Here is a 25,495-nt window from a genome sequence, read left to right as displayed (position 1 = left end):
GCCATGACCAACCATCCCACAACCGCGCGCTCAAATCAAGGACACTACACTAGCAACGAACCTGCGTCAGCTGCGGGCGCTATACGCCGTCTGTTGACGCAAGTTGCATCGTGTTGGACGGCCACTGCGGGCGGTGGTACCCGACGAACTCGCACTTCCCGCCGCGCAGGTGGCGGATGACAAGGAAGTCGCCCTTGTAGCCGCGGTGGTCGTGGGGCGCGAAGGTCACGTACGTGGCCGGCCCGCCGTTCGTGCACGGCATCCACTTGATCTTCTCGAGCCCGAGCTTCACTTCCTTGGGGATCGCGATCGTCGCGTTCGCGATGCCGTGGATCGCGGCGCGCGCGGTGTCGTACGCCAACGCGTCGACGACGTTTCCCGACTTGTGACCGAAGCGCTTCTCGAAGCGCTCCATCATCGCGTTGTAGTTCGGGTTCATGCCGTCTTCACCCAACTGGTCGACCCCGTGCCAGCCCTCGAGCCCCTCGGCCCATTCGTTGGTGTTCGAGTAGAACATGAACGCGGTGCCCATGAAGCGCGGCGGGTCCCAGCCGAGCGCGTCGAACCCGCGCTTGAAGTGGAACGTGGAGTAGCCGTAGCCCATGTACACGACCGCTTGCGCGCCGCGGTCGCGCATCTTGGCCAGGCTCTCCTGCATACCCACCGGGTTCGGTGACAGCGGCACGGTGTCGACGATCTCCAAGCCGAGGTTGCGCGCTTCGCTGAGGAACCAGTCGCGGTAGTCGGTTCCCGACGAGCCCAGCTCCCAGAAGAACCCGACCTTCTCGTAGCCGTTCTGCTTGCACCATTGCGCGCCCATCACCGACTCGGTGGGGATGTCGCCGTTGGCTACCGTGAAGCAGTACTCGCCGTCGAACCGGACCGAGCCGGTCCAGCCGATGCACGCGACGCCCGTCTCGTTCACCAGGTCGCGGATGTTGACGGAGTTGTCGGAGATCATCGGCCCGAGAACCACGACACAGCCCTCCTCGACCAGCTTCAGGTAGCCCTTGCGCGCCTTGAGGTAGTTCTCGCGCGGGAGGCCGCGCGCGTCGACGGTGACCAGCTCGATCGGTCCGCGCTGGTACACGCCTTCGTTCATCGCATCTTCGATCGCGAGGATCGTGGGGTCGATCCAATCGGCGAGGAGCTGGCCGAGCTCCATGTCGACGAGGATCCCGATGCGCACCGGCTCCCAGGGGTCGCCCTGGGTCTGCTGGCCGTGAGTGGGCGGGTAGATCTGGATCCGCTCGACGGCCTTCTCGCCGAGCTTGCCGCTGCCCTGGTACCAGACCTCGTTGCGCCATTCGCCCTTCGGGCCGGTGTCGGTGCCGTGCTCGACGGAGCTGGTCGCGCGGTCCGGCCGCGCGATCGCGGGGTCGACGGGCTCCGGAAACATCCGTTCCGCGAAGCGCTGCTGGCCGTTGTCGGTCATGGCGTACCTGTCTCCTGAGCGTCGAAAAGTGGTTCGGTTACAGCTTGTCGCGGATGCCGACAGGCCGTCAACCAGGCCGAAACCAGAAGGTTCTCGGCCACACCGATGCGTCACGCCCGCGCTCTCGGTAGCCTCCCCGTGATGCCCCCACCCCGCCCGCATCGGCGTCTCCGCCGGCTCGCGCTCGCGCTGGCCGCGCTCCTCGTCGCCTTCGCGAGCGCGCCGGTCGCGACCGCGGCCGACACCGAAGCGCGCGCCAAGAAGCCGCGGGGCGTCATCGTGAACACCGCGGCCGCATCGCCCGGGTACACGCTCTACTCGCCGCTCGAGCTGCAGCGCACCTATCTCATCGAGCTCGACGGCACCGTGGCCCATTCGTGGAAGACGAGCACCCAGCCCGGACTGATCCAGTACCTGCTCCCAAACGGGCATCTCCTCCGCGCCGGCAACCTCAAGACCTTGGGCGTGTGGAAAGAGGGGCGCGGCGCCGGCGGCCGCGTCGAGGAGCTCGACTGGGACGGCAACGTCGTGTGGCAGTACGAGATCGCCGACGACGTCGCAATGCAGCACCACGACATCGCGCCGCTTCCGAACGGCAACGTGCTGATCCTCGCGTGGGAACGGAAGACCGGGAACGAGGCGCTCGCCGCGGGCCGCAACCCGAAGCTCCTGTCGAGCAAGGAGCTCTGGCCCGAGAAGATCGGCGAATACTCGCCCGCGACGAAGAGCATCGTGTGGGAGTGGCACGTGTGGGACCACCTCGTGCAGGAGCGCGATCCGTCGCTCGCCAACTACGGCGACGTCTCCGCCCATCCCGAGAAGATCGACCTCAACTACGTGCTTCCCGGTTCGACCGGCGACGCCGACTGGAACCACGCCAACGCGGTCGCCTACAACGCGGAGCTCGACCAGCTCATGATCAGCTCACGCTCGTTCAGCGAGCTCTGGATCGTCGACCACGGCATCACCACCGAGGAAGCGCGCGGCCCCGCGGGCGACCTGCTGTTCCGCTACGGCAATCCCGCGGCGTACGGCAAGGGCGGCCCGGTCGACCAGCAGCTCTTCGTCCAGCACGACCCGTACTGGATCCCCGCGGGCTATCCGGGCGCGAGCGAGATCCTCGTTTTCAGCAACGGGCTACCCGAGATCCGCGAGTACTCGAGCGTCGAACAGGTGAAGCCCACGATGGAGAACGGTCAGTACATGAAGGACGCGAACGGCGTGTTCACGTCGACGAGCGTGACCGTCTACCCCAAGAAGACGAAGGGAGCGCTCTTCTCGGCGATCATCTCGAGCGCGCAGCGCTTCCCGAACGGCAACACCCTCGTCACGTACGGCCCGCAGGGCCTCATGGTCGAGGTCGACGAGTCGGGCAAGATCGTGTGGGAGTACGAGAACACACGGTTCACTGTGCGCAAGGACACGCCGAAGGAAACCGGCGCGGGCGTTCCGATCCAGCCGTGGTGGACCTTCCGCGCCAAGCGCTACGACCCGGCATACTCGGGGCTCGCGGATCTGAATCCCTGACCGAGAGGACGACATGTTGATCATTGCCGGAACGCTCGACCTCGCGCCCGAGAACCGCGCCAAGCTGCTCGAAGCCGCCGAGCCGTTGATGCGCGCGTCGGAGGCCGAGGATGGCTGTCACGCCTACCTGATGATGCCCGACCCGTTCGACGCGGGCCGCGTGCGCATCTTCGAGCGGTGGGAGACCGAGGAGGCGCTCGCTACGCATTTCGCGACTCCCCACATGGCCGAGTTCGGTGGCGCACTCGGCGGCCTCGGCGTCACCGGGAGCGATCTCACGAAGTACCAGATCGCCAGTTCGGGGCCGCTCCGCTAACGCGCGCCTGATCTACGGTTGCCTGGTGGAGCCCACGAGGGAACCTCCCGAACCCGAGGCCGATTCCGGTCGTGTGGCCCGCACTACGCAGCGCCTCAAGGCGGAGCAGACGCGGCTCACGCGGCGCGTCGAGGACACACGGGAGTGGCTCGAACGCTCGCGGCCCCGGTCGCCGCTCATCGACGCCGGGTTCCGGGCCTTCGACCGCGACGTCGCCACCGGCGGCGTGGTGCTCGCGGGCGCGGTGGCGTTTCGAGTCTTCCTGTTCCTCGTGCCGTACGTGTTCGTCGCGGTGGTCGGGTTCGGGGTCGCGGCCGATGCGGCCGACCAGGATCCCGGCGACCTCGCGCGTGATGCCGGCATCGGGGGCCTCATCGCAAAGGCGGTTGGCGGCGCGGCCGATCTCTCGGGCTTCTCGCGCGTCACCGCCTTGCTCGTGGGTCTGTTCGCACTGTTCTTCGGCACTCGCGCGCTGCTCAAGGTGCTCCGGATCGTCTACGGGCTCATCTGGGGCGTGGTTCCTCCGAAGCTCAAGAAGATGACCGTGCCAACGCTCGGCTTGCTCGGGCTCACCACCGTCGCGTTCATCTTCGCCGGGATGATCGACCACTTGGGTGAGCGATCCTTCATCCTCGGCCTCCTCGGGATCCTCGTTTCCAGCCTTATTCCGTTTTCCATCGGGCTCGTGGCCAGCATCCTTCTGCCCCGGCAGCCCACGCGCTGGCCTGATCTCGTTCCCGGCGCCCTGTTCCTCGCGGTGGGTGTGTTCGTGCTGCACATCATCACCGTGTACTGGATCGCGCACGAGATCGAGAGCAAGACCGACACCTACGGCGCGATCGGAGCGGCACTCGCACTTCTCTTGTGGTCGTACCTGCTCGGTCGCCTGATCACGGCGTCGGCCGTCATCAATGCGTCGGTCTGGCAGCGGCGCCAGGAACGTGCCGAGCGGCGGGCCGAGCGGGTTCGCATGCACGGTGTGTCCGCGGATCAGGACAGTCGGGAGCGTTACACTCCGCCCGCTCGACCCGAGTCCGCGGCGAGCACCGCTTCGCGCAGGGAGGGCACCGATGGCCGAGCCGACCGAAGGATCTGATACCTCCCCCGGGTCAGAACCTCTGAGCGCAGAGCCCGCCGGCCCACCCAAGCTGCCACGGTGGCGCCGCACCCTCGTGAGCGTGCTGGTGGTGCTCGTGTGCGTGCTCGCGCCCATTTCGGTGCTCGGCGTGTGGGTCCGCAACACGGTCCTCCACACCGATCAGTACGTGGACACCATGGCGCCACTCGCGACGGACCCCGCCATCCAGGAGGCGGTGGCCACCCGCGTGACGAACGCGCTCATCGAGGAAACCGGGCTCGAGCAGAAGATCTCCGACCTGCTTCCTACGAAGGCCGAAAAGCTCGCGCCGGTCATCGCCGGCGGGGCCGAGCAAGTGGTGCACACCGCGACCCTGAAGATCGTGGAATCCGACAAGTTCGAAACGCTCTGGAACGAGATGAACAAGCGGGCGCACACGCAGGTGGTCGCGGTGCTCCAGGGCGAGGGCACCGAGAGCATCACAACGAAGAACGGCCAGGTCGTCGTGCACCTCGGACCGGTCGTCGGGAAGGTCACCGCGGCGTTGAGCAAGGCCGGAATCGGCCTGTTCGACGATGTCGACGCGACGCGGCTGAACAAGCAGATCGTGCTCCTCGACTCGCAGGATCTGCGGAAGGCGCAAGGCGCGGTCGATCTCTTGAACGACGTGGCAAACTACCTGCCGTTCGTGTTGCTCGTGTTCCTCGCGATCGCGATCTGGCTGTCGGGCAATCGTCCCCGCACGATCCTTCGAACGGCGCTGGGGATCGCGTTCGCGATGGCGCTGATGCTCATACTCTTCAACCTCGGCCGGAGCATCTATCTCGATTCGCTGCCGTCGAGGGTCAACCAGGATGCGGCATCCGCGGTGTACGACCAGGTACTCAGCTTCCTCCGCACCGCGCTGCGCACGTCCTTCGTGCTCGCCATCGTGGTGGCCATCGGCGCGTGGCTCAGCGGTCCGGGGCACGCCGCCACGCGTATCCGCGCGCGTGTGCGCGGCACGAGCCGCGATCTCGAGCCGGGTGAGGCTGCGTCGCCGGTCGCTACGTTCGTCGACCAGTACCGCAACCCGCTGCGCACCCTCGTGGTCGGGATCGGTCTGGTCATCCTCGTCGTACTCACCAATCCGGGACCGGTGGCCGTGCTGTTGATCGCGGTGCTCGTGCTGATCGGCCTGCTCGTGATCGAGTTGCTCGGTCGCAACGCACGACCGGCGAGCGTGCCCACTTGAACCATCGCGCTCCGTTTCAGAGCAGCTTCTTTCGAACGAGATCGTTGGTCGCGAACCAGCCGGGGATGGCCGGCAGGTAGCTCACGGCGAGCTGATGCGCGATCACCGCCGCGGTCGCGACCGCGGTGGGTACGCCCACTGCCGCGAGCATCCCCGACATGCCGACCGCGGACACCGCGGTGCCGCCGCCGGGGAACGGGACGAGCGACGCGATGAGGCTGACTCCGATGTTGAGCGCGAGCAGCGTCCAGAAGTCGACCGCGCTGCCGAACGCGTGCAGGCACGCGAGCAGCGATGCGGCGTAGAGACAGTTCGCAGTGACGTTGCCAGCGATGAGAAGCGCGACCCGTGTCGGGCTCCTCATCGCGTCCCACACGCTGCGCGCTGCCCGCACGATCCGCGGCACCACCGCGTGCCGGATGCGCCGCACACTGAACACCGCCGCTACCCCGACACCGATCAGGAAGATGGCGATGAGCACGACCACCACGACCTGGTTCGTGTCGATCCTCCCGAAATCGATCGAGTCGGGTGAGAGCCACAGTGCAATTCCGAACAGCGTGGCCTGGACGAAGAACTCCGAGACCGTGCTGAAGATCCCACCGGTCGCGACCGCCGACGACAGGTCGAGGCCGAATTTCTGGAGGAACCGGATCTGGATCGCGGTGTCGGCCGCGATCGGCACCGCGAGGTTCGAGAACGACATCGACGATTGCAGCTCGACGCTCGGCCACAACGGGATGCGCACCGGGACTGTACCGAGGAACGCCACCGCGAACGCCACATCGGTGAGCAGACCGAGCCCGAATGCGAGCACGACGTACGCCCACTTCGCGTTCCGGATCGAGTCCCAGAACTCCACCGGGTTGCCCACGCGGCTGAGTAGCACCGCGATCGCGACGAGCGCTCCGATCGCCATCAGCAGCTGCCGCGGGTTGACCCGGAACAACTCGTGCAACTCGGGGGGTTCGGTGCCGACTGCGGCTGCGGCACGCTCGCGGAGCTCGGCGAGGGCGTCGTCGGACGCCGCGCGATCGAGCGCCGACTTGGTCACGCCCGAAAGCGCGCCCGGCTGGAGAAGGGGCAGCGCGGCCGCGACCCCGTCTGTTCCCACGCCGTCGATCGCGGCCGCGACGGCACGGTCGGGACCGACGATGGCAGCGGTGGCGGCGAGGAGATGCGCGACGTCGGCGGAGAGCTGACGCTCGCGCGCGCCGGTCGATGCGCGCTCCCACCCGACGATCGTGACGCTTCCGTCGTTTGCGACGACGTGATCGGCGTCGAGGCGGCCGTGCGCAATATGGGTGTGGTGCAGGATGCGGGCCTGCTCCCACGCATCCTCGAGCGAAAGCGGACCGAGCGGTTCGCCGTGTACGTCCTCGGCCACGAGCAACGCCAGCGAGTCGCTCGTTCCCGCGATGGCGACATGCGGGACGCGGGCGCCGGCCTCACGTGCGAGCAACATCGTGTACGCCTCGTACTCGACCTGCTGTCGCCGGGTCGGGAACAGTGTCGGTGGCGCGTCGCGGTACGCGATCCAGCGCCAGACCCGCGCCATGAGTTGCGCGTCGGCCTCGTCACGGCCGATCGCGATGATGCGGAGTGGCCCCTCGGCTCCTCGAGCGAGGAACACCGCACGCGCAACCGGTTGGTCGTCGGCGGCGTGCACGCCGTCGCAGGGAATGTCGAACCCGGCGAGCGCACGCGTCACCTGTTCGACGGTCGGGCGGCGCGCGGCAGTGCCGAACACGAGGTGCACCAGCGCAGCGACGCCCCACCCGAGGACGAACGCCGCGACCACGTCGGTGGGAAGCGACCGCCCGAGATAGATGGTGGCCAGCGCGAGCAGCAGCACGATGCCCTGACCCACACGGCGGGTCGGGCGGGCCAGGTAGGGCGACGCGACCGTGATCACCGCGACTGCCATCGAGATGCGCACCAAGGGGAAACGAGGCACGTCGGTCGGGTCGAAGACCACCGAGAAGGCGTGCGCAAGGTCGGTCCGGTGCACGAAGACGGCAACCAGGCGGCCGAGCAGCCACGCGAGCGCGCCGGCGGTGACCACGTCGCGTGCCAGTCGCCACCGGCGCACGAGGAGGAGCGCGAAGGCGACGAGCGCGAGCGCCCACAACGCGAGCAGGTCGTAGAAGATCAGGATGAACGTGTGCGCGTCGTCGGGCAGCAGTCGCAGGAAGCGAGCGAACGCTCGCTCGGCGGCGGTTGGGTCGTTCGCGTGGAGCGCGAGCAGGGTCAGGACAGCAATCGCGACGACGACGCGGACGGCGTCGCCCGGCCGCCGGCGCGCGCGCTCGTCGGGAACACGGCGGACGAGTGTGCCGAAGCGGCTGCGGACGTGCGCGAGCAGGGCTGGAGTCTCGCGTATCTTCTAGCCGTGACGACGCTCGGGCGCGACGACCTGGTGCTCACCGCGTCGTCGGTCGGATGCCCGCCGTTCCCCACGCTGGTGGAAGCCGCGGTTCACGGTGGCTTCGCCGGGCTCTCGTTGTGGCCTCCAGAAACGTATGGAGCGGCGCTCGAGGCCGGCTACCGCGCCTTGGACCTTCGGGCGATGCTCGACGACGCGAACGTGGTCGCATACGAGGTCGACGCGCTGGTCGCGTGGGCGGGTCCGGGTGATCCCGGTGAGCCGTACCTCCAGGCCGCACCGCGCGCGTTCGTGCTCGACACGGCGGCCGCGCTCGGAGCCCGTCAGTCGAACGCGATCATCGTCGGCGAGCGCGGTACGTCGCACGAAGCCATCGCCGAAGTCGTCGACGGCATGTGCGAGGAGGCTGCCACGTTCGGCGTGCGCGTCGGGATCGAGTTCGCGCGCGGTTCGCTGGTCCGCACGCTCGCGGATCTCGTCGCGGTGCGCGCGCTGCTTCCCCACCGTGACGTCGGCATCACGGTCGACGCCTGGCAGATCCACTGGGGGCCATCGACCCTCGAGGAACTCGCAGAGGTACCCGGCGCCGCGGTGTTCTCGGTGCAACTCGACGACGCGCCTGCCGTCCGCCCCGACGACTTCGGTCGTGCCACCTACGAGGGTCGGCTCGTGCCGGGCGTTGGTGCTGCCGACCTCACCGGATTGCTTCGGGCGCTCGACGGCATCGGTTACGACGGCCCGATCACCGTCGAAGCCATCAACGCAGATCTCATTGCCGCCACCGACCCCCTCGACCTCGCGCTCCGCCTCGCCGACGCCACCCGCGCCGTCATCGCGCAGTCCCGCACCTAGTTCCCCACCCAACCGGCGTCGTTCGAGGCGGTTATACCGACTCCAGCGACGCCAGTTCGTTGGTGGGCTCGCTCGGTGACTCAGACCGTCGCGGGTTCGCGGTAGCTGCCGAAGACGCCTTCGAGAGCTCCCGAGATCTCGCCGAGCGTGCAGTCGGCCTTCACCGCGTCGATGAACGCGGGTATGAGGTTCACGGTGGAATCCGCTGCCTCAATGGTGATCCTGCCGAGCGCGGCGGCGACTTCGTCGGCGGTACGCCGTTCCTTGACCGTCACGAGGCGGTTCAGTTGCAGATCCTCCACCTCGGGCCCGATGTACAGCGTGTTCGGCGCGCCGTCGTTGCCGTCGGTTGCCGCGTTGACCCCGATGACGACGCGTGTACCCGACGAGACGCCGGACTCGAAGCGGTACGCGGCGTCCGCGATCTCGCCGACGAAGTAACCATCGTCGATGCCCGCATACACGCCTTCGAGCATCGACCCGTTGCCGGCGTCTCGTACCCGCGCGAAGACCTCCTCGGCCTGACGCTCCAGCTCGTCGGTCATCCACTCCACGTACGCGGAACCGCCGAGTGGATCTGCGACGTGGGCGACGCCCGTTTCCTCGGCGATGATCTGCTGGGTGCGCAGCGCGATGCGCGCGGCTTTGTCGGACGGCAGCGCGAGCGCCTCGTCGAAGCTGTCGGTGTGCAGCGACTGCGCGCCGCCCAGCACTGCGGCGAGCCCTTGGAGCGCGACGCGGGCGATGTTGTTCTCGGGCTGTTGGGCGGTGAGGGACGCTCCCGACGTCTGCGCGTGGAAGCGCAGCCGGAGCGAGCGCTCGTCGACCGCGTCGTACTCGTCGCGCATCCAGCGCGCCCAGATTCGCCGCGCGGCGCGGAACTTCCCGATCTCCTCGAAGAAGTCGATGTGGCTGTTGAAGAAGAAGGACAGACGGGGCGCGAACTCGTCGACCTCCAGCCCGGCCGCGCGCGCCGCCTCCACGTAGGCGAACCCGTTCGCGAGCGTGAAGGCCAGCTCCTGCGCTGCCGTCGACCCGGCCTCGCGGATGTGGTACCCGCTGATCGAGACTGGATGCCACCGCGGCATCTCGGCGGTGGTGAAGCGCATCACGTCGGTGACGAGGCGCATCGACGGACGCGGCGGGTACAGGTATTCCTTCTGCGCCTGGTACTCCTTCAAGATGTCGTTCTGGATGGTGCCCGCGAGCTTCGCCCGAGGCACGCCGGTTCGGTCGCCAACCGCGATGTACATGGCCATCAGCACCGCGGCCGGACCGTTGATCGTCATCGAAGTGGTCACGGAACCGAGATCGATGCCGGCGAACAGGTCTTCCATGTCGGGCAGCGTGCAGACCGCGACGCCCGCTTTCCCGACCTCTCCGACCGACCACGCGTCGTCGGAGTCGCGGCCCATCAGCGTGGGCAGGTCGAATGCGGTCGACAGCCCGGTTGCGCCTGCGTCGAGCAGGGCGCGGAACCGCTCGTTCGTGTCGGCTGCGGTGCCGAACCCGGCGAACATCCGCATGGTCCACGGCTTCGAGCGGTACATCGACGCGTACGGTCCGCGCGTATACGGGAACTGCCCGGGGAACGGCGCGTCGCCGTACACCGGTTCGACCGGGATGCCGGACATCGTCTCGAAGGGGACGGCACGGAGCGGCGTGCGTTCGTACTCGTCACGCCATGCCTGGCGCGGTTCTTCCAAATTTCCGCTCCCAGCGCTTCGCGCCGGGCCGCTCGGGCCATGGCTCACTGCGGCGCAGGATACCTGCGCCGCAGCCGTTCGCCTCCGGGGTCGAGTATGGCATCCCGCCGAGCATCAGAGATCGGTTGCGGGAATCACGGCCTCGATCTCGGCGATCATGCCGTCGCACACTCTGAACCGCTCTCCCAGTCGTTTCGCGCTCTTCGCCGCGTCGGCGGCCGCATTCGGGAGCCGGCCGAGGTCGACGTCGATCGTGTAGAAGACCACCGCGGTGTCGTCCTCGACATACCAATTCTGGTCGCGTACACCGGTGATCACGTGCATGATCTCGATTCCCAACGCGGCCGCGATGTCCGGTCCGGAGTTGCCGCTGTTGTGCTGGTTCTCAACCCGCCATGCGAGCGGCGCGAACGGCACCTGACTCCCGTCGTGACTGACGAGCGCGGCGAGATACGCCGAGGCCACATCGATCACCTGTTGACGTGAGGGAGCGCCGGCGCCGGTGGCGCGTGGGTAGCGCTCCGGTCGCGGAGGACGCGGACGCCCCGCTTCGGTGCCGGCGTAGACCACCTCGATGTCGGCGATCAGGCCATCGACGACGGTGAATCGCTCGGCGATGTAACCGGGCATCCATGAATCGCGCGGGCCGAACGTCTCGCTCTGAGTGGACCGGCTGAGGTCGGCTTCGAGGTCGTACACGGCCGCGGCGTGTTGGCCGTCGACGACCCACCGCGGCGGAGTGATCGCGCCGACGGGCTCGCGCTCGATCACCGCGCGCAGCGCGTCGGCACCCGCCACGATGTCCTTGCCGTTCCCGATGCGCCGCACGTCGTCCGCCAGGCGCACGCTCGCCGAGTCGTGGCTCACGAGCGCGTCGAGATACGACGTCGCGGCTTCGATGATGCTTGCGCGAGCGGTGCTGGTTGCCGTCATGGGTGTCCTCCGTGGGGTGCGCGCTGCTCGAGCCCTGCAAGCCTGGGGCCTCCGAAGCGGGACGTCAAGTGCGTGCGGTACGTTGCCGAGCGCAGGATTCGACCGAAGGGGGTCCACCGTGGGAGTGCTCGACGGACGACGCGTGGTGGTCGTCGGCGCGTCGGCGGGAATCGGCCGTTCGTTCGCGCTGCATGCGGTGCGGGAGGGCGCACAACTCGTGGCCGCGGCCCGGCGCGCCGATCGGCTCGCGGAGCTCGTCGACGAAGCCGGCGGCGGTGCCACCGTCGTCGCCGACATCACCAACGACGGCGACTGCCGGCGCGTTGCCGACGCGGCGGCGCGTGAGCTCGGTGCAGTCGACATCCTCCTGCACGCCGCCGCAATGTCGCCGCTCAAGCGGTTTGCCGACACGACCGCCGACGACTGGCGCGCGGTGCTCGGGACGAACCTCATCGGTGTGCACCAGGTGATCAACGCGGTGCTCCCGATCCTCGCGCCGGCCGGGATCGTCGGAGTGCTGTCGTCGGAGACCATCGGCCAACCACGCGCCGGGCTCGGCGCGTACAGCGTCTCCAAAGCCGCGCTCGAGGAGTCGCTGCGCTGCTGGCACAACGAACACCCGAACATCCGGTTCTCGTGTATCGCCGTGGGTTCGACGGTGCCGACCGAGTTCGGGAACTCCTTCGACCTCCCGCTGCTCAACGACCTGATGACCGACTGGGCGCTGCACGGGCTCGCGCAAGCGGAGTTCATGGACACCGAGGAAGTCGGTGACTTCCTCGTGCGCCTGTACGCAGCCGCCCTGCCCTACCCGCAGGTGAACGTCGAGCACATGATCCTGAGGTCGCCGTCGGGCTTGATGGGTGACGCGCAGAAGCTGATCGCCCAAGCGGCGACGACAATCCCTCAGAAATCCTGAGCCCGCTACGGAGCGAAGAAAGCGAATCGGGGTATCGCCGATTCGCCTGAGCGACCCATGTCAGGAACCCTGGCTCGGACAGCCGGTGCAGGGGTACTGCGGCACGAGGGAGGCGTCGGAGTTGGCGGGGAGGAACGCGATCGCCTGAGTCTCGTCGAACAGCGGCTGTTCCCCCTTCGGGTACTTGCCCGGGAGGTAGCGCTTCCCGCCGTACATCCACATCGCCTTGCCCTTGCCGCTCACCTTGAAGACGTTCGAGACGCCTTCGATCTCCGCGTTGTACCACCACAGCCCGCCGTCTTCGCCGGAGGCGGCGAACGCCGGGTACGGCAACCCCACTTGGGGGCCGTACCCGCTCATGAGCCCGGTCACCGACCTGTCGGCGGCGCCACCAGCGAGCGGCTTCGACCACAGGCCCGCCTGGAACGTCGCGGCGGTGAGTTTCGGCCCCGCCATGTGGACCCCCGAATACATGTTGTTGAGGATCGAGAACATGTACGAGCTCGACGTGCCCTGGTTCTTGCCCCAGTACCACTGGAAGAGCTGCGTCTGCCCGTCGACTGCGTCGCCCTCGAGTGCGGGGTACAGCGACCCGACGCCGAACGCGTGCGCCCACTGCTGCTGGTCGAGTTGGCGCGCGAAGTAGTCGAAGCTGCAGTTGAACCACTCGGCGCAGAACCACTCGGGGTTGTACTCCTGCAACGTCGACGCCTTGGTGAGGCCCCCCAGCATCGAGCTCGACGCGATGGCCACAACGGTCGTGACGCCCGCGTCCTTCAGCTTGGTGATGAGCGGAACTGCGTTCTGCTGGTTCTGGGTGTTGATGGAGGCTGCGTCAGGGCCCGTCGCGCCGGTGTACGCGACCTTCGTGTCGATCGTGCCGCCGCCGTACTTCTTGACGGTCTTCTCGAACCGCGCGAGGTCGGGATACGGGTTTCCGTCGGCCGAACTGGGATACACGAGACCGAACTTGCGCGTCTTCGTCTTCAGCGAGTCGTCGCCGGCCCATTTCGCCTTGCCGCCCCACAGCTCCTTGCCGAGCACCTCCGCAGCCTGCAGCGATGTCGAGACGTAGTCGGTCGACCACGAGTACCGGTACGGGGACTGCTTCTGCACGACCTTCGGGTCGGACGGCGTGTCGAAGCTGATGATCTTCCTGTCTGCCAGGAGTTGACCCGTGATCGGGAGCGCGGAGAGCACGGCGAACGGCTTCTTCTCCGCGATCGCGAGCGCGTCGGCGCGCTGCGATGTCTCGTCGAGTCCGGTCCGCGTGTAGAACTCGATGTCGAACTTGCGCCCGTAGGTCTCGTAGAACGACGAAAGCATCTTGTTCTCGTCGCGCGCGGCGTCGGACAGCGTGCCGGTCTTGCCGGTTCCCTGGTTCGTGCCACCGAGCACGGCACCCGCGAGGTCCGACGGGACGGTGGTCGGGTCGGCGGCCGAGACGATGACGACCTTGACCGTGTCGCGCGTGACGCCCCGAGCGGTTGCGCCGCCGTTGTCCTTCGCGGCGACGTGCTTCACGCATGGGGCACGAGCGATGAGGAGGATCTTGATCTCGCCGGTCTCCGGATCGCAGTTCGGGTTGTCGAGCGCGGCTTTGGTGCCGACGCCGTTGTCGAGCTTCGGCTGGCTCGCGGCCGACGCGGTGCCGGAGATGGCGCCCGCGCAGCAGACCGCGACGGCGAGCGCCCGTGCCGGAACGCCGAGCACGAAACGTCGCCCACTCGCCATGATCCCCCCTATTCGGGCGCCAGGATGGCGACCGCCGAGGAACCATAACGCCGGGTGGCGGCTCGATCAACGCGCCGTTAGGTTCGTGGCATGGCGCCATTCTCGGACTTGCGCGTCGTCGAAGGATCGGCGTTCGTCGCCGCGCCCCTGGGCGGGCTCACGCTCGCGCAACTCGGTGCCGACGTCATCCGCTTCGACACGATCGGTGGCGGTCTCGACTATGCGCGCTGGCCCGTGACCGACGACGACGTCAGCCTCTACTGGAACGGCCTGAACAAGGGCAAGCGGTCCATCGCGATCAACCTGTCGAGGCCGGAGGGCCGTGAGATCGCCACCGCGCTGATCACCGCACCGGGCGAGAGTGCCGGGCTGTTCCTCTCGAACTTTCCTGAATCCGGATGGCTGGCCGACGATCGGCTCCGCGCGTTGCGGCCCGACCTCGTCTATGTGAACATCGTCGGCAACCCCGACGAGACCACTGCGGTCGACTACACGGTGAACGCGGCATCGGGCATCGCGCTCGCGACGGGCCCGGTCGGGTCGTCGTCACCGGTCAACCACGCGCTGCCCGCGTGGGACATCGCAACCGGGCTGAACGCGGTGATCGGTCTGCTCGCGGCCGAACGGCAGCGGCGCTTCACGGGCGAGGGACAGCTGGTGAAGATCTCACTCGCCGACGTCGCGTTCACCATGGTGGCGAACCTCGGTTTTCTCGGCCAGGCGCAGACGACCCACGCGAACCGGCCTCCGCTCGGGAACGACATGTACGGCGCGTTCGGGCGCGACTTCCCGACCCGCGATGGACGTCGGGTGATGGTGGTGGCGATCAGCCTCAACCAGTGGCAGATGCTCGTGCGCGCCACCGGCATCGAGGCACACCTCCCGGCGATGGAGCGCGCCTTCAGCGCCGACTTCACCAAGGAAGAAGACCGCTACCGCGCGCGCGACGCGATTGCCGCGCTGCTCACGCCCTGGTTCGAGTCGCACACCCTCGACCAGATCCGCACCTCGTTCGACGAGCACGGCGTGTGCTGGGGCCCGTACCAGACCTTCACGCAGCTCCTCGACGACGACTGGCGCGTGTCCGAGAAGAATCCGGTGTTCGCCGACGTCGACCAGCCCGGCATCGGCGAGCTGCGCACCCCGGCGTCGCCGCTCCGGTTCCCGACCGAGCCTCCGGTCGCGCCACTCGCCGCCCCATTGCTCGGCACGCACACCGACGAGATCCTCGCAGAGGTGCTCGGCATGACGGTCGCCGAGATCGGCCGTCTGCACGACGACGGGCTCGTCGCAGGCGCGCCGTGAACGAGCGAGTGTGAGCGAGCCGGTTCTCGCCGACACCGGCTTCACCCCCCGGGTCACCGCGAACGTCGCGTACGAGCACGCCGTGCTCCTCGCGGTCACGCTCGACGTCGATCCACACCTGCTCGACGCGGGCGAGCTCCCGCTGCCGTGGCACTGGACATGCTTCCTCCCCGACACGCCGACTCGGGCGCTCGGTGACGACGGCCACCCGCGTCGCCGGGCGGAGATGGCTGCGTTCCCACACCGCATGTGGGTCGGCGGTCGGGTGCGCAGCGTTCGTCCGCTCACGATCGACGAGCCGGCGCGACGCGCGAGCCGTGTCATCTCGGCTGAGCTCAAGGAGGGCTCCACCGGCCGCTTCTGGTTGGTGACCGTCGAGCACGTCATCGCGCAGCGCGACGAGGTGTGCATCGAGGAGGAGCAGGACCTCGTACTGCGTGAGCCCACGAAGGCGATCGCCCCCGGCCCCGACGCCGACAACGCGCCCGACACCGAATGGGTCGAGGAGCGCACCGCCGACCCCGCGCTCCTCTTCCGCTATTCCGCGCTCACGTTCAACGCGCACCGGATCCACTATGACGAGCCGTACGCGACGCGGGTCGAGGGGTATCCGGATCTCGTGGTGCAGGGCCCGCTGACCGCGACGCTCCTCTCCGAGCTTGCACGCGCCCGCGTCGGTCAGCCTGTGCGCCGTATTTCCTTCCGCGCACGCGTGCCGCTCTTCGCCAACCGCAAGTTCTGGCTCACCGGATCCACCACCGATACCGGCGCCGACCTCGCCGCCATCCGCGCCGACGGCCAAACCGCCATGACCCTCACCGCCACGCTCTGACCCCCATCAGGGTCACAGGTCGCCGTTGGCGACGAGCCACTTCGTCGCGTAGCTGCCGGGGATCGGCGGGAGGTACGTGGTGAAGAGGCGGTAGGTGACGACCGCCGCCGACGCCACGTCCGGTGCGATCCCGAACGCGGTGAGGCCCGCGATCAGCGAGGCCTCGGCGACGCCGATGCCGCCGGGCACGGGCACGATGCTCGCGAGGAAGCCGGCGCCCGTACAGACGAAGAGCAACTCGCCGAACGGGAGGCTCCCCCCGTACGCGGCGAGCGACGCGCCGAGCCCGAGGGCGTAGAGGATCTGCGCTCCGAAGCAGCCGCCCAGCACGAGGAACAGCTGGCGCGGCGTGGACATGACATGCCAGAGGTTGTGCAGCCCGGCCATGAACTGCGGCCAGACCTTCTCGCTCACGACGTGGCGCAGCTTCGGGACCACGAGCACGACACCCACGACGATCGCCGCGATCACCACGACGAGGAGGATCAATCCGTCGGTCCCGCCGCCCCCCACCTCGCTGAGCTCGGCCGACTGTCCGATCGCGATCGCGGTGATGACAAAGAGAACGAACTGCGCGAACGTCCCCGACAGGCCACAGAGCACGCCCGACGACGTGGCCACCGCCAAACCGACGCCCTGCTTCTGCAGGAAGCGAATGTTCATGACGGTGGATGCCGCGCCCGTCGGCAGGATCATGTTGGTGAACGCAATCGCGTACTGCATCACGACCGCGGGACCGAGCGGGATCTTCTGCTCGACCGAGCCGATCGTGGTGAACGCGTACGCGACGTTGGTCGATTGCGTCAGGACGGCGGCCACGAGCACCCACCCCCACTCGGCGCTCGCGAGCGTGTCGACGAGGGCGCTGATGCTGCCGACCTGCCCGAGGATCACCCAGAGCGCGAACAGCAGCCCGACGATCATGGCGATCGTCAGCGGCTTCACCCGCCGCACCTCGATGGGCGCCAGCACTTCCACGCCCGTGGCTGTACTCACCCGTTCGTTCAGCGCGTCGAGCAGCTTCTTGTCGTGCCGCAATGCCTGTCGTGTCGAACGGCCGAGCGCCGGCTTCTGGATGAACGGCTGTGCGGCTCCGAGCGCGTCCACGCCGATCCCATCGCGTGCCGCCGCGACCGCCCGCTCGGCGCCCACGACCAGCGCGGACGACACGAGCAACTGCGCGACATCTTGGTCGAGCCGGTGTTGCGGCGCCGAGACCGACGCGGTGGAAAAATCGATGATCGTGGGCGTCCCGTCGACGGCCACGACATGGTCGAGATCCAGAGCGCCGTGCGCGACGCGGTCGTTCCGCAGGCGCGCCACGTCGTGCCACAGGCTCCGCAGTGCGGCATCCGGGTCCGCGACGTCGGCAAGTGCAACGCCATCGACAGGGCCCGTTACCAACAACGCGGCTCCGGGACCGGCAATCCCCGCGGCAACGAGGTCCGGGACGTGCGCGCCCGCTTGCGCCGCGACGAGTTCGCACAATGCCTCGTGCTCGACTTGTTGAAGCCGGGTCACCGACAGCGTCACGCCGGAGTCCTTGTACAGCAGGAACCGCCAGAACTTGGCGATGAACTGCGTGTCGGCGGCGTCGCGTCCGTACACCCGCACCGGCAGGACCGCGCCGTCGGGCCGGTTCGCGAGCACCGTGGTGAAGCCGCTCGTCTGCTCCGGTGCGAGGCGGACGTCGGACACGTCGACACCGAGCTCGGCGAGCGCGGCCGCGATCTGCGCGGTCGTCGGGCGACCGGCGGGCGAGCCCAGGGCGAGATGCAGGAGTGCCGCGATCCCCCACCCGAGCACGAGCGCCGCGATCACCGCATTGGCCGATCCGTCACCCCGGTAGAGGGTGCCGAATGCGGCCAGGATCAGCAGTGCTTGTCCGGTTCGCCGCACCGGACGCGTCAGGAAGGGCGCGGAGGTAGCGATCACGGCGGCGATCACCGCGAGCGGGATCGTCGGGTACACCGGCTGCTTCGAAGTATGGAACACGTCCGCGATCGCGTCACCGAACCCGGCGCCGGCGACCATGAATGCCATGAATCGCCCGAAGAACCACGCGGCCACGCCGGCGATCGCGAGGATGACAGCCAAACGCCACCGCCGCGCGAGAAACGCGGCGGCCACCACCAGCAAGACGGCCCAGAGTGATCCGAGCCGGCTGAGTGCTTCGAAGAACCCGCGGATCCCGTCGGGAAGCTGCGCGAAGAATCGCGCCGCGTCCTGCTCGTAGTCAGGTGCATCGCCGACATGGCGCGCGCTCAGGAACAGCAGCACGGTCGCGGACGCGAGGCGGATCCAGTCACCCGTGAGTCGACGGAACGGCTTCTCGTCGGCATGCCCGAATGCCCGGTCGCGCATTGCGCCGACCCCGCGCAGTCGCTCGAGCGTCTTCGCCACCGGCACGTTCTAGTGGTTCGCTCCAGTGGTTCGCTCGCAGGTCCGTGACTTTCGCCACAAGGAAAGGCTGAATGCACGCTCGGAGCGCGCATCTGGAATAGACACTCGCAGAGGTTCGGCGCCGGAAAGGGGGCCGGTCGGCAGGTAAGGGCAGGGGCCGGCCCCCTTCGGCGCCGGAGCAATCGCCGTGACCGATTGCCCTCACCAAAAGCGCGGCGCGATAGCGTCCGCAACTCTTGAGCTCGCCGCTTCTCCCTCTCGACAGCGTCGACGCAACCGATGCGGCGCGCGTGGGCGCGAAAGCCGCCGCGCTCGCGACGATGACGCGCGCGGGGATCGCGGTGCCCGCAGGTTTCGTGATCGAGGCCGCCGCGTTCCACGAAGTGGTCGCGGTGAACCAGGATCGCATTGCCGTTCTGCTGCGTGCAACCGAGAACGCCGATCCCGCGACGCTCGAGGAAACCTGCGACCGGGTGCGCTCGCTGATCACCGCGAGCGATCTTGCCGAAGAGCTCGGTGAGGAACTCGGCGTGGCGTATGCAACGCTGGGTTCCCCGATGGTCGCGGTGCGGTCGTCGGCGACCGCGGAAGACCTGGGCGTCGCGAGCTTTGCCGGCCAGTACGACTCGGTGCTCGGCGTACGCAGAGCCGACGATCTCGTTGCCGCGGTGCTGCGGGTCTGGGCGTCGCTGTTCAGCACCCGTGCGGTCGCGTATCGGGCGCGGCTCGGTGTGGATCACCGCGCGCTCGCGATGGCCGTGATCGTGCAGGAGCTCCTTCCCGCGGAGGCCGCGGGTGTGCTGTTCACGCGAGACCCGATCTCGGGCGACGACGGTCTGCACGTCGTGAACGTCGCCCTCGGTCTCGGAGAAGGCGTCGTCGCCGGCCTGGTGCCGGTCGACCGGCACCGGTTGCACGCCGACACGGGCCAGGAGACCGAGCGGAACCTCGCCTACAAGGACTCGATGGTCGTGATCGACGACGACGGGTTACGCACCGTCGCGGTTCCCGAAGCGAGGCGAGCTGTCGCGGCACTCGACGAACGTGCGCTCTCCGATCTCGGTGAGCTTGCCTCCGCGCTCCGCACGCTGTTCGGCGACCACCGTGACATCGAGTTCGCGTTGTACCGCGACGCGGTGTACGCGCTGCAAGCCCGCCCGATCACCGGATTGGACGCTGCGGACGACGACTTCCCGGTTGTCTGGGACGATCCGACAGATGCCACCTACCAGTGGATGCTGCGTGGCGCGAGTCCGTCGCTCCTGCTGGAGCGCGACATCATGACCGCGAGCGCGGCACGCCAGCGGATCGGCTTCGCCGAAACCGGTTCCCCGATGATGCGCATGCACATCCTCAGGTTCGTCGACGGCTGGCCCTACGTCCGCGGGCCGGACACTCCCGAGGACGAAGTCGCGGCCCGCCAGCAACAACTCACCGATCTCGACGACCACTACACCCGCCTCGGCACTTCCATCTTCGAAGCCGAGATCGAGCCGGTGCTCCTCGGGCGTCTCGCTGAGTTACGACGCACGAAACCGCGCGGCCGTGCGCTGACACAGCATGTCGATCATCTCGAGCTCGCGATGGCTGTGCATGCGGACGCGATGGGAAACCTCCACTGGCGGATGCGGAGCTTCGGCCGGCCTGACTGGACAAAGACCTACACCGACATCACCGGGCGACCCGCAACCGAAGCGCCGATCTTCCTCCAGGCACTCACGAACCGGACGACCCGCCTGATCACCTCGCTCCGGAAGACCGCGCGCATCGTGCAAGCGGATCCTGTGCTCCTCGAGATCTTCGACCAACGCGCCTGGGCGCGCCTCGACGATCCCGACGTTCGGCAACGGCCGGCCGCCGCGGACTTCCGGGCGTCCTTCGCCCGGATCCAGCGCGGCCATGGCCTCCGCACCGGGATGGGCATGGGCAGCGTCGCGAATTTCACGTCGCCGACGTGGGGCATGGAACCGTCGATCCCGCTCGGGATCATCGCGTCGTACACACGCCAGGATCTCGACGTGCTCGACGCGCGCGGCCGCGACATCCGCCGGGAACGGCGCAGCCTCGAGCGTTCGGTCCGTCGAGGGCTCGCCTCGGATCCCGACGCGCTCGCTCGGTTCGAGTTCGAGCTCCGCCGCGTGGTGTGCGAATCGCGCACGACCGAGGATCACAACCATCTCATGGAGCAGGCCTGCGGCGGATACCTGCGGGAGGCGGTTTACGGGCTCGGCACCGTGCTCGTGGCCGACGGGCTCCTCGATGCGCCCGACGACGTCTTTCACCTGTCGCTCGCCGAGCTGCGAGCGATCGCGAATGGCGCTGGTCCTACGAACACCCGAGAGCTGGTGCGGGAGCGTGCCGCCGAACGCGACTACCGCGCGCGGCACCGCCCGCCCCGCACCATCGGTGCCGCAGACGGTCCGGGAGTGGGCGGTGGCTTCCCGATGTCCGGTTTCGGCGCGATCGAGGGCACCGGGCTCGACGGTTCGGTCCTGCGCGGGATCGCCGCGTCTCCCGGGCGCGCGACCGGCCCGGCCCGCGTGGTGATGGCGCAGCTCGCACCGCCCGACGTTCGCCCCGGCGACGTGCTCGTCGCGTCGATCGTCGGAGAGGCCTGGACGCCGATCTTCCCGCTGCTCGGCGGTCTCGTCCTCGACGCCGGCGGTGTGTTCCAACACTCGGCGGTCGTAACGCGCGAGTACCGGATCCCCGCGGTGTTCATGACGCGTGAGGCGACCAAGGTGATTCGCGAGGGTCAGCTCGTCACCGTCGACGGCGATCAGGGTGTGGTGGAGCTCGCGCCATAGCCCGAGAGCAGCTCGATCGTCTTGGCCTTCAGGCTCGCGTGATCGACAGCCAGGTCGGTGAGCACGCGAGCGGCCAGGCCATTTCCTTCGCGGAGCAGCCCGAGCAGGATGTGCTCCGTGCCGATGTAGTTGTGACCGAGGTCGAGCGCCTCGTACTCCCCCGCCAGTTCCAGCACCCGCGCGGCGCGGGGCGTCAACGGCGGCACATCGGCGGCGGGTACCCCCCCGCCGCGCGTGACGTGCGCGAGCACTTCGCGTTCCACAGCCGCGCGCGTGATGTGCATGCTCTCGAGCACCTTGGCTGCAAGGCCTTCCGGATCGTGGAACAGCGCGAGCAGCAGGTGCTCGGTGCCGCGGTAGTTGTGCCCCAGCGCGCGCGCCTCTTCCGTGGCGTCGTCGAGCACCCGCCGGGCGCGCACCGTGAACCGCTCGATCATGAACGGGACGGCGGCGCGAGCGACGAAGCGCTTCTGCACGGCCTGCTTCGTGACGCCGAGCGAGCCACCGATCTCGGCCCAGGAGTGACCGTCGCGCCGGCACCGGTCGACGAAGTGGCCGAGGAGGGCGTCGCCCAGGTCCCCCAGGTCCCCTGCCGTCGCCGAGGCGGTCGCGAGCTGGTCGAGCAGGTCGTCGCTCGCGGCATCGTGGACGACGCTCTGGATGAGACCGTCGAGTGTGACCGTCAGCGCCATGGTGACCCTCCGTTCGCCGGTCCGTCAACTATAGGTTGACGGGTGCGGATCGTCAACCCCCAGTTGACGAGTGCGGAGGTACGCTCGGGCACTCATGGGAGATCTGTCGGTACACGACGACGGTCGGGTCACGCGGATTGCCCTCGACCGGCCGGAGCGCCGGAACGCGCTCAGCCTCAGGCTCATGGAGCAGATGCTCGACGCGCTGCGTGCACTGACTCACGAGACCGAGGTGGTGATCGTCGAGGCGACGGGCCCGGTGTTCTCCGCCGGCCACGATCTCTCCGAGATGGTGGCGCGCGATGCGGCGTTCTACGACGAGCTCTTCGCGGTCTGCACCGAGCTGATGCTCGCGGTGCACGACACACCCCAGCCGGTGATCGCGAAGGTGCACGGCGGCGCCACCGCCGCCGGCTGCCAGCTCGTGGCGGCGTGCGATCTCGCCGTTGCATCCGAGGACGCCTGGTTCGCTACGCCCGGCGTGAAGATCGGCTTGTTCTGCTCCACGCCCATGGTGCCGCTCACCCGTGTGATCGGGCGTCGTCGCGCGTTGCACATGCTCCTCACCGGACAGGCGATCGACGCGCGCACCGCGCTCGACTGGGGATTGGTGAACGAGGTCGTACCGGCCGCGGAGCTCGACGCCGCGGTCGACGCGCTCGTCGCGCAGATCCTGTGTTTCAGCCCGCGGGTCGTCGGTCTCGGTAAGCGGATGTTCTACGACCAGATCGACGTCGGCGAGGAAACGGCCTACGCGCGGGCCAAGGTGGTCATGGCCGCCAACGCCGCGAATGCCGACGCGCAGGAAGGCATCAGTGCCTTCCTCGAGAAGCGCGATCCGATCTGGGGCAGCGAGCGGGAGCGCTAATCGAAGCTCGCCGACGGCGGGAGGTTCCGTTCCGCGAGCGCGGTGGCACGATCCAGGATCTGACTTCGGTAGCTCTCCGTGGTGGGTACCAGGAACGTCTCCTCGCGGATCGCTTCGAGCACCAGGTCGGCTACCGCGTCGGGATGCGCACCACCGGCGGTTGTTCCTGCCAGCGCCTCTTCGACGAACGCCGCGGCCGCAGTCTGCGCGCCCGCGAACTTCTCGGGGCGATTGCGCCGTGACCGCGCGATCTCCGTGTCGACACTGCCCGGGCAGAGCAACGACACCTTGATCGGCGCGCCCTGGGACGCGAGGTCGTGCGCGAGGCACTCGGTGGCCGCCGCGGCCGCGAACTTCGACACCTCATAGGGCGCGCAGTACGGCGTGGTCGCGAGGCCGGCCATCGACACGGTGTTCACGATGTGCGCGTCCTCGCCCCGCGTGAGCATGCGCGGCACGAACGCGCGGGCAGCGTGGAGGATCCCCCACAAGTTCACGCCCAGGGTCCAGTTGAAGTCGGCCTGGGTGCACTCCCAGAGCAGCCCGCCCTGGAAGACGCCCGCGTTGTTGCAGAGGACGTGCACCGCGCCGAAGTCGGCGAACGCGCGGTCGGCAAGCGCGTCGACCGCTTTCGGATTCGAAACGTCGGTCACCACCGCAACGACCCTGGCACCGGACACGCCGTCGACCTCTGCTGCCGCCTTCTCGAGCGCGCGTCGCTCGACGTCGGCGAGCACGACCGACATCTCCTCTTGCGCGAACCGTCGGGCGAGGCTCCGGCCGATGCCACTCGCGGCGCCGGTCACGACCGCGGTGCGGCCCGCGAGATCACGCATCGCGCCACCCCTTCGCGATGTGCTCGAGCCACCAGGCGGGCGCGTTCGCGGTGAGGTTCCCGATGTTGGAGTAGTCGTGCCAGCGAACGATCGTGCGGTCGCGAACCTCCATCACCGATACGAACGGGTGCATGACGTTCTCGCCGGTGTGGAACACCCACTGCTCGACGTGCTCTGTCACCACGAGATCGCCGTCGGCGATGGTGTGGCGCGGGTGGTGGTAGTAGCCGGTGAGCGGCTCGATCCCGAGCTTGAGCCGGGCGATGATCTCGGCGGGCCCGGTTGCGCCGACGCCGTCGACACCGACGTCGGTGTAGTGCGCGTCGGGCGAGAAGAACGTGGCCATCCGGTCCCAGTCGCGCGCGAAGTGCGCCTCCCAGTACCGCTCGACAACCTGGCGGTTCTGCGCTTCGAGGGTGCCCATCGGGGCAGTCTGACACGCGCCGCCTGCGATTGACGGCGGCCGGTACGCGGGGCCACCATCACGAGATGAACCCAGTGGTGATCGAAGTCGCAGTGAACGGCGTGACCCGCAAGGAACGGAACCCCGCGGTCCCCGTCGAGCCCGAGGAGGTCGCGGCCGACACGATCCGGTGTCTCGACGCCGGCGCCACGGTCGTGCACACGCACCCGCATTCGTTCGGCGACGGCTCCCGCCCCGACGTCACCGCGGAGAAGTACGCGGCCGCGTACCGCACCGTGATGGCCGATCGGCCCGAAGCGATCCTCTACCCCACGATGTCGGGTGGCCCGACGATCGCCGACCGGTGGGACCACCACCGGATCCTGGCTCACGAGGGCCTGATCCGATGCGGTTGCCTCGACCCCGGTTCCACGAACCTCGCGAGCTTCGGGCCCGACGGGCTGCCGACTGCCACCGACTTCGTCTACACCAACAGCCCCAACAGCATCCGTTACATGATGAGCGCCTGTGACGAGGAGGGCCTCGGGCCCAGCTTCGCGATCTACGAGCCCGCGTTCCTGCGCGTGGTGCTCGGCTACCACCGGTCGGGGAAACTCCCGGCAGGAGCGCTGGTGAAGTTCTATTTCAGCGGCGACAGCGGCTATCTCGCGCCGGGGCTCCCGACGTTCTCGGCGCCGCCGATCCCCGAGGCGCTCGCGTTGTACCGCGCGATGCTCGGCGACACAGACCTGCCGTGGGCCGTCACCGTGCTCGGCGGCGACATCATCGACACGCCGATCGCGCAGCTCGCGTTGGAGCAGGGCGGCCACATCCGAGTGGGTATCGAGGACCATGCCGACGCCGAGAGCAACGTGGTCTGCGTGCAGCGCGCCGTCGAGCTCGCGGAGAAGGTGGGGCGAACGGTCGCCACGCCCGCAGAAGCAGCTGACGTCCTCCGGCTGCCGACGCGCGTCGCGCGCTGAAGGTTCACAGGCAGTTCCGTGCACACCGCGGCGTTCTTTTGGCCTTCAATGCCCGCTGGGGACATTGATGGCCACAAGAATCGACACGACCGTTCGGCAACACCGAATGCCCTTGAACTGGAGTGACCTGCGCTGCACCCGAGGAAGGGATTGCCTCGTCACACCAGTGGTGCGATCGCGTCGGGGCTAACTACTTCGACCTGAAAAACGGGTTGAGTGAGTGGCGTGTGGCGGGCGGTTTCCGTG

The 25,495-nt window shown here is 68.3% G+C and carries 20 protein-coding genes; 11 read left to right on the top strand and 9 right to left on the bottom strand.

All coding sequences use genetic code 11. The features are described 5' to 3' along the window. Window positions 1–79: 79 nt before the first annotated feature. Window positions 80–1,435, bottom strand: coding sequence for an ABC transporter substrate-binding protein (locus WD271_08950; GenBank protein ID MEX1007955.1), 1,356 nt, complete (start codon window positions 1,433–1,435; stop codon window positions 80–82). Window positions 1,436–1,576: 141 nt separating this feature from the next. Between WD271_08950 and WD271_08945 the strand changes: the two genes are divergently transcribed. The 4 genes from WD271_08945 (at window position 1,577) to WD271_08930 (ending at window position 5,590) form a co-directional block, all read left to right on the top strand. Next, window positions 1,577–2,962 carry an aryl-sulfate sulfotransferase gene (locus tag WD271_08945; protein ID MEX1007954.1) on the top strand — a complete coding sequence of 462 codons (1,386 nt, stop codon included), beginning with the start codon at window positions 1,577–1,579 and terminating at the stop codon, window positions 2,960–2,962. A 13-nt stretch (window positions 2,963–2,975) separates the two neighbouring features. Further along, window positions 2,976–3,278, top strand: a complete 303-nt coding sequence (locus WD271_08940) for a putative quinol monooxygenase (GenBank protein ID MEX1007953.1) — start codon at window positions 2,976–2,978, stop codon at window positions 3,276–3,278. A gap of 25 nt (window positions 3,279–3,303) precedes the next feature. Then, on the top strand, window positions 3,304–4,374 hold the full coding sequence (locus WD271_08935) for a YhjD/YihY/BrkB family envelope integrity protein (protein ID MEX1007952.1): 1,071 nt from the start codon (window positions 3,304–3,306) through the stop codon (window positions 4,372–4,374). A gap of 82 nt (window positions 4,375–4,456) precedes the next feature. Next, window positions 4,457–5,590 (top strand): hypothetical protein, encoded by a 1,134-nt coding sequence (locus WD271_08930; GenBank protein MEX1007951.1) that lies wholly within the window; start codon window positions 4,457–4,459, stop codon window positions 5,588–5,590. A 16-nt stretch (window positions 5,591–5,606) separates the two neighbouring features. Here WD271_08930 and WD271_08925 read toward each other — a convergent pair whose 3' ends face one another. After that, window positions 5,607–7,721, bottom strand: coding sequence for a lysylphosphatidylglycerol synthase transmembrane domain-containing protein (locus WD271_08925; protein MEX1007950.1), 2,115 nt, complete (start codon window positions 7,719–7,721; stop codon window positions 5,607–5,609). 33 nt (window positions 7,722–7,754) lie between these two features. Between WD271_08925 and WD271_08920 the strand changes: the two genes are divergently transcribed. Beyond that, window positions 7,755–8,828, top strand: a complete 1,074-nt coding sequence (locus tag WD271_08920) for a sugar phosphate isomerase/epimerase (protein ID MEX1007949.1) — start codon at window positions 7,755–7,757, stop codon at window positions 8,826–8,828. An 80-nt stretch (window positions 8,829–8,908) separates the two neighbouring features. Here the strand turns inward: WD271_08920 and WD271_08915 are convergent, their stop codons facing one another. Then, on the bottom strand, window positions 8,909–10,534 hold the full coding sequence (locus tag WD271_08915) for a methylmalonyl-CoA mutase family protein (protein ID MEX1007948.1): 1,626 nt from the start codon (window positions 10,532–10,534) through the stop codon (window positions 8,909–8,911). A gap of 114 nt (window positions 10,535–10,648) precedes the next feature. Next, window positions 10,649–11,467: a nuclear transport factor 2 family protein gene (locus WD271_08910; protein ID MEX1007947.1), complete on the bottom strand. Its 819-nt coding sequence runs from the start codon at window positions 11,465–11,467 to the stop codon at window positions 10,649–10,651. 118 nt (window positions 11,468–11,585) lie between these two features. Here WD271_08910 and WD271_08905 point away from each other — a divergent pair, with 118 nt between their 5' ends. Further along, window positions 11,586–12,386, top strand: coding sequence for an SDR family oxidoreductase (locus tag WD271_08905; protein MEX1007946.1), 801 nt, complete (start codon window positions 11,586–11,588; stop codon window positions 12,384–12,386). Window positions 12,387–12,446: 60 nt separating this feature from the next. On the opposite strand, the gene WD271_08900 is transcribed toward WD271_08905, so the two are convergent. Further along, window positions 12,447–14,120, bottom strand: a complete 1,674-nt coding sequence (locus WD271_08900) for a hypothetical protein (protein ID MEX1007945.1) — start codon at window positions 14,118–14,120, stop codon at window positions 12,447–12,449. A gap of 90 nt (window positions 14,121–14,210) precedes the next feature. Here WD271_08900 and WD271_08895 point away from each other — a divergent pair, with 90 nt between their 5' ends. Together WD271_08895 and WD271_08890 are read left to right on the top strand one after the other, a co-directional pair. After that, window positions 14,211–15,425: a CoA transferase gene (locus WD271_08895; GenBank protein MEX1007944.1), complete on the top strand. Its 1,215-nt coding sequence runs from the start codon at window positions 14,211–14,213 to the stop codon at window positions 15,423–15,425. Window positions 15,426–15,435: 10 nt separating this feature from the next. Then, window positions 15,436–16,257, top strand: coding sequence for an acyl-CoA dehydrogenase (locus WD271_08890; GenBank protein MEX1007943.1), 822 nt, complete (start codon window positions 15,436–15,438; stop codon window positions 16,255–16,257). A gap of 12 nt (window positions 16,258–16,269) precedes the next feature. Here the strand turns inward: WD271_08890 and WD271_08885 are convergent, their stop codons facing one another. Next, complete coding sequence (locus WD271_08885) at window positions 16,270–18,660, bottom strand: lysylphosphatidylglycerol synthase domain-containing protein (GenBank protein ID MEX1007942.1); 2,391 nt, start codon at window positions 18,658–18,660, stop codon at window positions 16,270–16,272. Between the two features lie 236 nt (window positions 18,661–18,896). Between WD271_08885 and WD271_08880 the strand changes: the two genes are divergently transcribed. Continuing rightward, on the top strand, window positions 18,897–21,467 hold the full coding sequence (locus WD271_08880) for a PEP/pyruvate-binding domain-containing protein (GenBank protein MEX1007941.1): 2,571 nt from the start codon (window positions 18,897–18,899) through the stop codon (window positions 21,465–21,467). Here the strand turns inward: WD271_08880 and WD271_08875 are convergent. Further along, on the bottom strand, window positions 21,440–22,159 hold the full coding sequence (locus WD271_08875) for a Clp protease N-terminal domain-containing protein (protein ID MEX1007940.1): 720 nt from the start codon (window positions 22,157–22,159) through the stop codon (window positions 21,440–21,442). The two genes, WD271_08880 and WD271_08875, sit on opposite strands and share 28 nt — an antisense overlap. A gap of 94 nt (window positions 22,160–22,253) precedes the next feature. On the opposite strand from WD271_08875, the gene WD271_08870 reads away from it, so the two are divergent. Next, window positions 22,254–23,027, top strand: a complete 774-nt coding sequence (locus tag WD271_08870; GenBank protein MEX1007939.1) for an enoyl-CoA hydratase — start codon at window positions 22,254–22,256, stop codon at window positions 23,025–23,027. Here the strand turns inward: WD271_08870 and WD271_08865 are convergent. Next, complete coding sequence (locus WD271_08865; GenBank protein MEX1007938.1) at window positions 23,024–23,863, bottom strand: SDR family NAD(P)-dependent oxidoreductase; 840 nt, start codon at window positions 23,861–23,863, stop codon at window positions 23,024–23,026. The genes WD271_08870 and WD271_08865 overlap by 4 nt on opposite strands. Beyond that, on the bottom strand, window positions 23,856–24,287 hold the full coding sequence (locus tag WD271_08860; GenBank protein MEX1007937.1) for a nuclear transport factor 2 family protein: 432 nt from the start codon (window positions 24,285–24,287) through the stop codon (window positions 23,856–23,858). Before WD271_08860 ends, WD271_08865 begins: the two co-directional genes overlap by 8 nt. Window positions 24,288–24,352: 65 nt before the next feature. On the opposite strand from WD271_08860, the gene WD271_08855 reads away from it, so the two are divergent. Continuing rightward, complete coding sequence (locus WD271_08855) at window positions 24,353–25,249, top strand: 3-keto-5-aminohexanoate cleavage protein (GenBank protein MEX1007936.1); 897 nt, start codon at window positions 24,353–24,355, stop codon at window positions 25,247–25,249. The last annotated feature ends 246 nt before the right edge of the window (window positions 25,250–25,495 follow it).

The organism is Acidimicrobiia bacterium (genome assembly GCA_040880805.1).
Taxonomy (GTDB): Bacteria; Actinomycetota; Acidimicrobiia; order IMCC26256; family DASPTH01; genus DASPTH01.
This window is presented reverse-complemented; position numbering and strand designations above follow the sequence as displayed.

Coding starts and splice junctions, on each gene's coding strand:
- WD271_08870 (MEX1007939.1), top strand. CDS start 22,254: ATGGGAGATCTGTCGGTACACGACGACGGTCGGGTCACGCGGATTGCC.
- WD271_08895 (MEX1007944.1), top strand. CDS start 14,211: ATGGCGCCATTCTCGGACTTGCGCGTCGTCGAAGGATCGGCGTTCGTC.
- WD271_08950 (MEX1007955.1), bottom strand. CDS start 1,435: ATGACCGACAACGGCCAGCAGCGCTTCGCGGAACGGATGTTTCCGGAG.
- WD271_08940 (MEX1007953.1), top strand. CDS start 2,976: ATGTTGATCATTGCCGGAACGCTCGACCTCGCGCCCGAGAACCGCGCC.
- WD271_08945 (MEX1007954.1), top strand. CDS start 1,577: ATGCCCCCACCCCGCCCGCATCGGCGTCTCCGCCGGCTCGCGCTCGCG.
- WD271_08900 (MEX1007945.1), bottom strand. CDS start 14,120: ATGGCGAGTGGGCGACGTTTCGTGCTCGGCGTTCCGGCACGGGCGCTC.
- WD271_08875 (MEX1007940.1), bottom strand. CDS start 22,159: ATGGCGCTGACGGTCACACTCGACGGTCTCATCCAGAGCGTCGTCCAC.
- WD271_08910 (MEX1007947.1), bottom strand. CDS start 11,467: ATGACGGCAACCAGCACCGCTCGCGCAAGCATCATCGAAGCCGCGACG.
- WD271_08865 (MEX1007938.1), bottom strand. CDS start 23,863: ATGCGTGATCTCGCGGGCCGCACCGCGGTCGTGACCGGCGCCGCGAGT.
- WD271_08860 (MEX1007937.1), bottom strand. CDS start 24,287: ATGGGCACCCTCGAAGCGCAGAACCGCCAGGTTGTCGAGCGGTACTGG.
- WD271_08855 (MEX1007936.1), top strand. CDS start 24,353: ATGAACCCAGTGGTGATCGAAGTCGCAGTGAACGGCGTGACCCGCAAG.